7 protein-coding genes are annotated in these 10,330 nt (G+C 42.5%); 2 read left to right on the plus strand and 5 right to left on the minus strand.

Features of this window, described 5'->3' with window-relative positions; all coding sequences use genetic code 11:
• Positions 1–4 precede the first annotated feature (4 nt).
• Positions 5–1,417 carry a cytochrome c3 family protein gene (locus AB7942_RS09655; protein WP_369446657.1) on the minus strand — a complete coding sequence of 471 codons (1,413 nt, stop codon included), beginning with the start codon at positions 1,415–1,417 and terminating at the stop codon, positions 5–7.
• Between the two features lie 539 nt (positions 1,418–1,956).
• Here AB7942_RS09655 and secA point away from each other — a divergent pair.
• A complete protein-coding gene (secA, locus tag AB7942_RS09660) occupies positions 1,957–4,470 on the plus strand; it encodes a preprotein translocase subunit SecA (protein WP_369446658.1) in 2,514 nt (837 codons plus the stop codon).
• A gap of 767 nt (positions 4,471–5,237) precedes the next feature.
• Here the strand turns inward: secA and hpf are convergent.
• Positions 5,238–5,786: a ribosome hibernation-promoting factor, HPF/YfiA family gene (hpf, locus tag AB7942_RS09665; RefSeq protein ID WP_088089623.1), complete on the minus strand. Its 549-nt coding sequence runs from the start codon at positions 5,784–5,786 to the stop codon at positions 5,238–5,240.
• A 330-nt stretch (positions 5,787–6,116) separates the two neighbouring features.
• Here hpf and AB7942_RS09670 point away from each other — a divergent pair, with 330 nt between their 5' ends.
• Positions 6,117–6,557 (plus strand): spore coat protein, encoded by a 441-nt coding sequence (locus AB7942_RS09670; RefSeq protein ID WP_369446659.1) that lies wholly within the window; start codon positions 6,117–6,119, stop codon positions 6,555–6,557.
• Between the two features lie 85 nt (positions 6,558–6,642).
• On the opposite strand, the gene AB7942_RS09675 is transcribed toward AB7942_RS09670, so the two are convergent.
• The 3 genes from AB7942_RS09675 to AB7942_RS09685 are packed head-to-tail and all read right to left on the minus strand — an operon-like array spanning position 6,643 to position 9,845.
• On the minus strand, positions 6,643–7,359 hold the full coding sequence (locus tag AB7942_RS09675; protein ID WP_369446660.1) for a ComFC family protein: 717 nt from the start codon (positions 7,357–7,359) through the stop codon (positions 6,643–6,645).
• A gap of 21 nt (positions 7,360–7,380) precedes the next feature.
• On the minus strand, positions 7,381–8,868 hold the full coding sequence (locus AB7942_RS09680) for an ATP-dependent helicase ComFA (protein WP_369446661.1): 1,488 nt from the start codon (positions 8,866–8,868) through the stop codon (positions 7,381–7,383).
• Positions 8,853–9,845 (minus strand): nuclease-related domain-containing protein, encoded by a 993-nt coding sequence (locus AB7942_RS09685; RefSeq protein WP_369446662.1) that lies wholly within the window; start codon positions 9,843–9,845, stop codon positions 8,853–8,855. The genes AB7942_RS09680 and AB7942_RS09685 overlap by 16 nt, the downstream gene beginning before the upstream one ends.
• Positions 9,846–10,330: the final 485 nt, after the last annotated feature.

A 10,330-nucleotide genomic window follows, 5' to 3' on the forward strand; every position in this document is an offset into this window, starting at 1 on the left:
TCTATTATTTCTTCTTGTCAGATTTAAAGCCAGTTCTGTGACAGTATTGGCAATAAACATCTGTTGGTGCTTTAACTTCTGTTGATCCTGGTTTTGGCTTTTCACGGTCGTGACAAACGAAGCATTCAGATTTTTGATTATCTGTTTTTGCTTTAGACGCGTGGGCTGTTAACCATTGGTCGCTGTCTATGTGTCCATCAGGACGGTTGCTGTGACAAGCGCTACAGAATTTATTGATTCGTGATTGGTCTTTAACGATTGTAATGTTTGGTGTATATTTTGTTTTTGATTCTTTCATCTTAAGTAGAGAAATAATGTCTTCTTTTGGAATGGCTCTGATCCATTTAGAATCTTGGTGACAGTTCACACATTTATCTAACTCTTGAATAGCTGTGCCGCCGTGTTGACCGTTCCAGCCTTCAATCTTATGACTCTTTGGAACCTTTACTTTTTTATGGCAAGTTTCACATGCCATCGAAAGCTTAACGTCTTTTTGTTGTTTTCCTACTGCTTGTAAGATGATATCTTGAGTTTTTTGATCATGAGCTGCTAATGCTTCTGCTTCTGTCGTTTCACCTTCATGTGTTGCCTCAGTTGTTGTTGCTTCAGTTGCAGTCTCTTTGGTATTTTCGGCAGTACCTTCTTTTTTGTTTTCTTCAAGTTTTTTCTCTAGTTCTTTTGGATTTGGCGGAACGCTGTAAGCAGCTTCCTTCCAAGGTTTTACGCCATTGTTCACTTTATCGTGGCAATCAATACAAGTTCCCATGTTTGGTCTTAGGTATTTCTTTTCCATCAATTTTCCGGCACTCTCTGCTGTCCACTTGCCGCGAACTTCTTCGACATTGATACCGCGGGTTGCCATCTTCGCATGAACGACCCCTGCGTGACAGGTGATACAAGGAATATCTTCTTCGATATGGCCTTTGTGATTTACTTTTAAGTCACCAGAGGCTGTTACAAGACGATTTTTCGAGTGACATTGTAAACAGTTTTCGTTTGAAACAGCTTCTTCTTCGGTTTGAACAATTTGTTCAGGTACACCAGTTACATGGTAGTACACTTCTTTCATTGACTTCATTTTGTGGGTAATCATGTTGGTGAAACCTGGCTTGATATGACACTGTACACAAGATATCTGATTGTGGGCGCTGGCAGTAAACGTTGAATATTCTGGTGCCATTTCGTGACAGCTCGCACAGAATGTCGGCGAGTTTGTCATGGTAAGGACCCCGTATCCTCCACCAAAAACAACGATACAACCTACAAGGGAAACAAACAGTAATTTCCACCTGTTCACTGGATTCTTCCAGTCAATCCCTCGGAACTTTCGCCATAATCCGCGAATCAGGCCAGCTTTTTCTCTATCTTCTCTACTTTCGGGATCTTTATCTTTATTTTTTTTCCCCCAAATGGCCACTTAACTCACCCTTCCCATTTTGGATTCTTTCTCTATATATTTTCCATATTAACCTCTCTAAAGGTAGTATCTAACATTGTAAGAGTATATTCCAATGTACAATTTGTGAATAATCCTTCAGTGAAATCAAGCGGTAAGTTTATACCAAAAACACCATTAGAATGTTGTTATTAAAGGGTTACATTAACACTACTTACGTATTGTTTAATCTGTATAAAAATGTGTTTTTATGCAACATTTATGTTATTTATACAAAAATACTTAGGGATTTAAAGATAGCCTATCTGGTTGAAATGTATTCTCTAAAGTTGCCATTAGTCTGTCATATTTGACGATAAATCGAACATAACAAAAGGCCAGCTTAGAAGTTTGACATTAGTTGACTAATTATAGTAGATTGTACGAATCTTGCATCCCTCTTACATTGTTGTCACTGTATTGAGGAAGTGGTAAGATTAAAAGGGAAATTATCGAATATTTTTGACTAGGATTTTTTAAAAAAGAGTGTATTAGTCTCGATATAAAGGAGCGTTCATCAGATGATGGGGATTTTAAATAAAGTATTTGATCTGAACAAGCGTGAGCTGAAGCGGTTAGACAAGCTTGCAACGAAAATTGACGCATTGGCGACGGAAACAGAAAGACTGACCGATGACCAGCTGCGGGAAAAAACAGAGGAGTTCAAGGCCCGCTATCAAAACGGGGAAACACTCGATGATTTGCTCGTTGAAGCGTTTGCCGTTGTCCGTGAAGGCGCCCGCCGTGTACTTGGTTTATATCCGTATCATGTTCAGTTAATGGGAGGTATTTCTCTCCACGAAGGGAACATTTCCGAGATGAAGACTGGTGAAGGTAAAACCTTAACCGCGACCATGCCCGTTTATTTGAATGCTCTTTCTGGTAAAGGTGTTCATGTGGTTACGGTCAATGAATACTTAGCAAGCCGTGACGCCGATGAAATGGGTCAGTTGTATCAATTTTTAGGCTTAACGGTAGGCTTAAATTTAAATAGTATGGATAAGGATGAAAAGCAGGCAGCCTATGCCGCGGATATTACGTATGGAACAAATAATGAATTTGGTTTCGATTATTTGCGTGATAACATGGTCCTATATAAGGAACAAAAAGTACAACGCCCACTTTTTTATGGAGTGATTGACGAAGTTGACTCGATCTTAATTGACGAAGCCCGTACCCCATTAATTATTTCAGGTTCAGCTGCAAAGTCCGCTGTCCTTTATATCCAGGCCAATGCCTTTGTCCGTATGCTTAAAAGGGATACAGATTATACGTATGATGAAAAGACAAAGGGCGTTATGCTGACGGAAGAAGGGATTAGCAAGGCCGAGAAAGCCTTTGGGATTGAAAACCTCTTTGACATGGCGCACGTTACTTTAAACCATCATATTAACCAGGCTTTAAAAGCGAATGCCAGCATGCACCTTGATGTGGACTATGTCGTTCAAGATGGCGAAATTGTCATCGTTGACCAGTTCACAGGTCGTTTGATGAAGGGCCGCCGTTATAGCGAAGGCTTACACCAGGCTATTGAAGCAAAAGAAGGTCTCGAAGTCCAAAACGAAAGCATGACGATGGCAACGATCACGTTCCAAAACTACTTCCGGATGTATGAAAAATTGGCCGGTATGACGGGTACCGCGAAGACGGAAGAGGAAGAATTCCGTAACATTTATAATATGAATGTTATCGTCATCCCTACTAACAGACCTATTGCCCGTGATGACAGACCTGATTTAATTTACTCTTCAATTGGCGGTAAGTTTAGAGCGGTGGTAGAGGATATTGCGGAGCGCAATAAACAAGGTCAGCCTGTCCTCGTTGGTACAGTAGCTATCGAAACTTCTGAGCTTATTTCCGGTCTTTTATTGAAAAAGGGAATTCGCCACAATGTCTTGAACGCGAAAAACCATGAGCGTGAAGCTGAAATCATTGCTGAAGCAGGTCATCGGGGTGCAGTAACAATTGCGACCAACATGGCCGGTCGTGGTACGGATATTAAGCTGGGCGAAGGGGTAATTGAACTGGGCGGGCTTGCTGTCATTGGGACAGAACGTCATGAAAGCCGACGGATTGATAACCAGCTTCGCGGACGTTCTGGACGTCAAGGGGACCCTGGTATTACTCAGTTCTACTTATCGATGGAAGATGAACTGATGCGCCGTTTCGGTTCTGATAATATGAAATCCATGATGGAACGCCTTGGCATGGATGATTCTCAGCCTATCCAAAGTAAAATGGTATCTAGAGCTGTGGAATCTGCGCAAAAACGCGTCGAGGGTAACAACTTTGATGCCCGTAAACAGCTCTTGCAATATGATGATGTTCTTCGCCAACAGCGTGAGATCATTTACACCCAGCGTGATGAAGTATTAGAATCTGAAAACCTTCGTGACATTGTTCAGAAGATGATTGTTAACTCCATTGAGCGGAATGTGGATGCCCATGCATCTCGTCATGAGGATGAGGAAGAATGGAATCTGCAGGCCATTGTCGATTATGTAAATGCTACTCTACTACATGAAGGTGACATCGCGGTCGATGACCTTAAGGGGAAAGACCCCGAGGAAATCCGGGATACGATTTTTGCAAAAGTGAAGGAGCGTTACGAGGAGAAAGAAGAACTTCTCTTCCCTGAACAAATGCGCGAATTCGAAAAGGTGGTTACGCTGCGTGCGGTTGACTCCAAGTGGATAGATCACATTGATGCGATGGACCAACTCCGTCAAGGAATCCATTTACGTGCATACGGACAAATCGATCCGCTTCGTGAATATCAGCATGAAGGCTTTGCAATGTTCGAGACGATGATCCATTCGATCGAAGACGAAGCAGCGATGTATATCATGAAAGCGGAGATCCGCAACAACCTTGAGCGCCAAGAAGTAGCAAAAGGCCAAGCGGTTCATCCAAAAGAAGACGGCGAACCGGTTAAGCAAAAGCCGAAAGTGAAGCAAATTGATGTGGGCCGTAATGATCCATGTATTTGTGGAAGCGGCAAGAAATATAAGAACTGCTGCGGGGCAGGGAAATAACGTTAATTTGTAATAGCTTTGATGGCTCCAATTTCGAAGTTATAAATTAGTGAGGGCCAGCGATCGTAATCGCTGGCTCATTTTTGTTGTTTTGGGGATGGATTATGTGGATATGTTGATAAGTGAGGGGAATTTGTTGATATCTTCTGAAAATTCGTAGAAATAATGCATAGTTTTGTGGATATCCACCCAAAATGTGTAGATATGTGCCTGGTTTTTGTAGATATCCACAAGGGGATAGCTTTTTTATATGTTTATATAGAGAAGGTAGCTTGATTTTGTGTGATTTCTCTTCTATGTGACCCGTTTCTCTGTTCTTTACTCTTTTCGGGAACGTAGACACCTTCTACGTGACCCAATCCTCTGTTCTTTACTCTTTTCGGGAACGTAGACCCCTTCTACGTGACCCAATCCTCTGTTCTTTACTCTTCTCGGTCACGTAGACCCTTTCTACGTGTCCCAATCCTCTGTTCTTTACTCTTTTCGGGACGTAGACACCTTCTACGTGACCCAATCCTCTGTTCTTTACTCTTTTCGGTCACGTAGACCCTTTCTACGTGACCCAATCCCCTGTTCTTTACTCTTCTCGGTCACGTAGACACCTTCTACGTGACCCGTTTCTCTGTTCTTTACTCTTTTCGGTCACATAGCCCCTTTCTACGTGACCCGTTTCTCTGTTCCTTACTCTTTTTGGTCACGTAGACCCTATCCGAGCTCAAAAAAACGCTGCCCCGTTAAGGAGCAGCGTTCGCTTTTCACTTATTTACTTATTGTGCTTCGATTAAACCGTAGCGGCCGTCTCTTCGCTTATAAACAACATTGGTACGATGTGTGTCTGCATTTGTGAATACATAGAAGCTATGACCTAGCATGTTCATTTGCAGGATGGCTTCTTCACTGTCCATTGGTTTTAGGTCGAAGCGTTTTGTACGAACTAGTTCTAATTCGTCTTCGTCTAATTCATGAACTTCTGTGTTTTCAGTAGTTGCAAATGTAACAGGAAAGTCGCCTTTTTCACGGAATTTACGGTTAACCTTTGTTTTGTGTTTGCGAATTTGGCGCTCTAATTTGTCAGTAATCAAGTCAATCCCCGCATACATATCTACATTTGTTTCTTCAGCACGAAGTACTAATTGCGGTAGTGGGATGGTCACTTCTACTTTAGAAGTTTTATCTTGATTGAATCTTAGATTCACATTTACCTTTGCATCAGGTGCTTCAGTAAAATAGCGTTCCAATTTAGCGATTTTCTTTTCTACATACTCTCTAATTGCTGGAGTAACCTCAATGTTTTCACCACGAACGTTGTATTTCATGTGTGGACTCCTCCTTTAGTTAAGGCTATGTAATAACATTTCTATTTTACCCTATGATTATCCTGCTAAATCAGAACAAAAATTTTGTCGATTTATTGACAAAATCAAAGGGAATATAGTGACAATGTTTTGTACGCCTTTGACATAGATAGGTAATATTTACTAAAATGAATGGTTGTTCAATTTTATTGTAATCCTTAGTGGGACAACTTTCCAGCGAATTGCTCAAAGAATAGGTTAAATGGATGTTATAGCGAAATGGATGATTTCGAGAATGGAGCAAGAGGTTAGAAATTACTGGCCTGGCATGAGACGTTGGAATTGCACGAAATGGTTGCTTTTCAATCCGTTGGGCTAATGAAACTGAAAATGTCGATGAAGAAAATAACTGACACTGAGTTAAAGGAACTTTATAAAAAGTGTATTCATGATCTTGAAGGGAACCTGAGAGCTTTACTTAAGTTTTATCCATCTGCTGCGGGCCATCAAGCGAGGGATGAGGAAGATGTGCGTGAGGATGCAGGCTTTTTTGCCGGTGATTTGCTGGGCCTTTCAAAAGCTTTGGTGAGGAATCTTTCCATGGCGATTATGGAAACGGCGACACCTGCTTTACGAAAGACATTTACAGATCAGCTGCTCGTTGCGATTCACGGCCATGAGCGTATTTTTAAATATATGCATAAGCATGGCTACTATCCTGCTTATGATTTGGGTCTGATGCTTGGTCATGATATTGAAAATGCACAAAAGGCGTTAAAGATGGGGTATTGATGTTTTAGGGGCTAAGTGGGCCCTGACTGGGGTCCCCGCCTTAATTCCATCCCGGGTTGCACCGATTGGGAGAAGCGCATGTAAGCTAACGTGCAAGTGTCAGCGATTGAATGCTCGCAGCACCGGCTACTTTTAAAAGTTTTGCTGCATGCCGTAATGTTGAGCCAGTTGTATAAATATCATCAATCAGGATGACCTTTTTTCCTGCAAAGTCAACATTAGGATTGACCTGAAAGACTTGTGGGAGATGAATCCGTTCGGACCTGGATTTTTTGGATTGCTTTTCTGAATGGATTCGGCTGAGCACATTTTCGGGATGATAGCCTGCTTCTGCTAGGATGGCAGATGCCTGGTTAAAGCCCCGCTCATATAGCCGCTCATCACTTAAAGGAATAGGTATAAATAGGTCGGGAGCGATTTCAGTCAGCTTCTGCTTGAGAAATGCCGAAAATATCCTCGCTAGTACATAATCGCCGCGAAATTTAAAGTTTGCGATCACCTCTTTTAAAAAATCATTGTAGAGGAACAGGGAATGATTTCTCACCAGGTATCCCCGCCATTCGGGATCTTCCTCCCATCGGAAACAATCATAGCACAAATCATCTCTACGAAATTTCATATCTATGTTGCCAAATGGCCTGCTGCAGATTCGGCATTGCTCGCCTTCAATTTTTTCTAACTTCCCTTCACAGACTGGGCAAATAAGCTGTTCTTTATCAACGGAGAAAATGGCTCTCCATCCGATGCTTGGCAGGATTACTTCGTGGCAGTTTAGACAGCGGTTTTGGATGGGGAAATTCATTTTTAATGCTCCTCTCTCTTTTTATTGATTGAGCAAGCCCCTTTTGATACCTTCCCGGTTCATCGAGACGATTTGCTTTCTTGCCTTTAACATCTCTTCGGTTTTTCCATAATGAAAATAGGTCACCACCCCATCAGGATGCTCCTTACTCCTCCCCGCTCTTCCGGCAATTTGGACGAGGGCACTTTCTGAAAAAATAGTGTCTTCGGCCCCAACTACGGCCACATCAATGTTTGGAAAAGTTACACCTCGTTCGAGAATAGTTGTCGTTAACAGTAAAGGAATTCCTTTGGATCGCATTTTTTGCACTTTTTCTTTACGATCAGGGTCTTCGGCATGGACAGCTTCTATAGTTGAATCAAATTGGCGCAGGATGGGGAGGGCTTTTTCCATCAAAGGGATATGCGGAAAGAAGACTAAGGCTTGTTTATTTGCTTGAATGCGGGTCGAAATCCAGCGGAGGACGTTCTGTGGCAATTTATTTTTCTGCAACTGCTTTTGCCAATTGCCACACCATACAAAGTCGGGGACTGGGAGCGGATGGCGATGGAAACGAGCGGGGATGGTAGTATAGGCTCGTTTTCCTGTGCGGCATTCCCTTTGCCATTTTGCATTGGGCGTAGCTGTCAGGTAAATCATGGCCGATGACCGATTTCGCGCCTGGATGGCGGCGTACTGGAGGGATTCCTCTACAGTATAGGGAAAGGCATCGACTTCGTCTAAAATGATCGCATCAAAGGCATGGTAGAAGCGGAGCAGCTGGTGGGTGGTCGCAATCGTGAGCGGACCATAGAGATGACGGTCCTCGCTTCCACCGTAAAGAGATGCAACTTTTATTTCCGGGAAGGCGGCTTTTAGTCTAGGAGTGAGCTCTAATACGACATCCGTTCGCGGTGTGGCAATACAGATTCTTTTTTTAGCAGCAAGTGCGGCTTCAATTCCAGCGAATAGGACCTCAGTTTTCCCTGCCCCGCAAACGGCCCAAACTAAATGCTCCTGATTTTGTTGAATCGCCTCAATTACATGCTCTGATGCTTCTTGCTGTCCTTGTGAGAGTGTCCCTTGCCAATGTTTGATTTTTGCAGGGAGATGGGTGTCAGGCACCGGGCCATTCCAGCCAATGAGCGGCGTGCATTCGCTAATTCTTCCCATCATGATGCAATGGCGGCAATAGAGACAGGTTTCGCCACATCGTGAGCATGGGAAAGATGCAAAATGCTGTGGGTCCTTATTTCCGCACCGGGAGCATACGGGCTTTTTTCCGTTGTACTCGATTCCTTTACGGTAGGTGACATAGCCATTTTCGTAATGTGTTTGCACTTCTTCGAAAGGAATTGGGATATCTTCTAGGAGGAGTTGTTTGCCTGTGAGAAGCTGCTGAAGATCAGGATTGTATTGGAATTTTGGATTTAGCAGCGGCTGCGGGATGCTGGCGATGTGCGTGATTGGGAGTGAGTCTACGGCTGTGTTGCTTGGAATTAAGACGTTGTTTTTTATGACAAAACGCATGGGAACACCTCCTCTGGATTCAGATAATAGAGACGATCTTTTGTTTTACCTGTTGTTTGCAGGTTTAATCTATGTACAGCTTTTTGAGTGGTATCACGGGTTGGGAGATGTAGAAAGTTTCTCATTTCTAGATTGGTCATCGTTGGCTTGTATAGGTAGAAATAGTGACTGAGGCTTTTTAGGATGGCATCTTTTGAAGAGGTTTGGCAGGCAGGACAAATCCATTTTCCTCTTTTGAAATTCATCGGGATATAGTTACATTTATCATCTGGACAACAAACTCCGCTCCGGATATCTTTTTCGGTAAGATTGTATTCTTTTAAGATATCAATTGGTTTTGGACAGTGTTGATTTAAGAGCAATTTTCCTATCTTACTCAATGTATCGGTATCTACCCTTTCTTGATGATATCGTTGTTCCATTGATTCGATTTTATTAAAAAGGTCTCTTCCCTTGCATACTTTACTAAAATCTGTTTTGTCTCCTGAGTTAGTTTTCAAGATCGTACCGGTACTTTTGAAAAAAACAAGGGTGTCTACCGGGAGAAGATTGCAGCCGTTTTTGACCAGCCAATTGCGTAAGAGGGATTGCAGTCGTTGGCATTGAACGCGCGGGTCCTCGAATGATTCTTCAGTTCCATCATCATGGGTACGAATTAGCTGCTTGAAGACATTTTCAAAAGTTAATGTGCCTGCGATGTTTTTCGCTTCGATGATTAGGATGTAGTTTTGTGAGAGGAGAAGTGTGTCGATTTGAAAGTGTATGCCATTGTATTGTAATTGGAGGTCATGGAAGATAAGGTATTTATCATGTGGAAGTTCTTTAACGTAGTTTGCTAAGGCAATTTCGCCCCAGTAACCAGCCCACCGTTTGGCAAGGTCTCTTTCAATTTCTTGATATTTGCTGTGACCGAGTATTAGTCTTATTTTTAAGATTTGGGTTAAGAATAGTCTTTGCGGAGGGGTTAATTTTTTCATGATCAATTCATTCGTCAGCTCCTTTTTCTTTTTTGGAAGATTTCTTCAAAATATGGAGATATTCCTGCTAATTTGTCGAAGGTTTTTATATTTTTTATGGATATGTGACTGTCTGGTGTCTTTACAATTGTTGCTAGGGGATTCCGCTGAATTGGGCCGGGATTCCGCCAACTTCTGGAGTTATTCCGCCGATTCCTCTGATGATTCCGCCAAACTCCATTTAATTACCTTTTTTTAAAGTATCGAGCCTATTTCCTGGTCATTTTACTCCTAGGTCTCTGCAGATGGATTCCGCCGACTTGGGCCGGGATTCCGCCGACTTCTGGAGTTATTCCGCCAATCTTCGTACGGATTCCTCCGAATTCGGGACTTTTCCGCTGTTTCCTCTGATGATTCCGCCAAACTCCTTTTAATTACCTTTTTTTAAAGTATCGAGCCTATTTCCTGGTCATTTTACTCCTAGGTCTCTGCAGATGGATTCCGCC

This window comes from Neobacillus sp. BF23-41 (assembly GCF_041106275.1).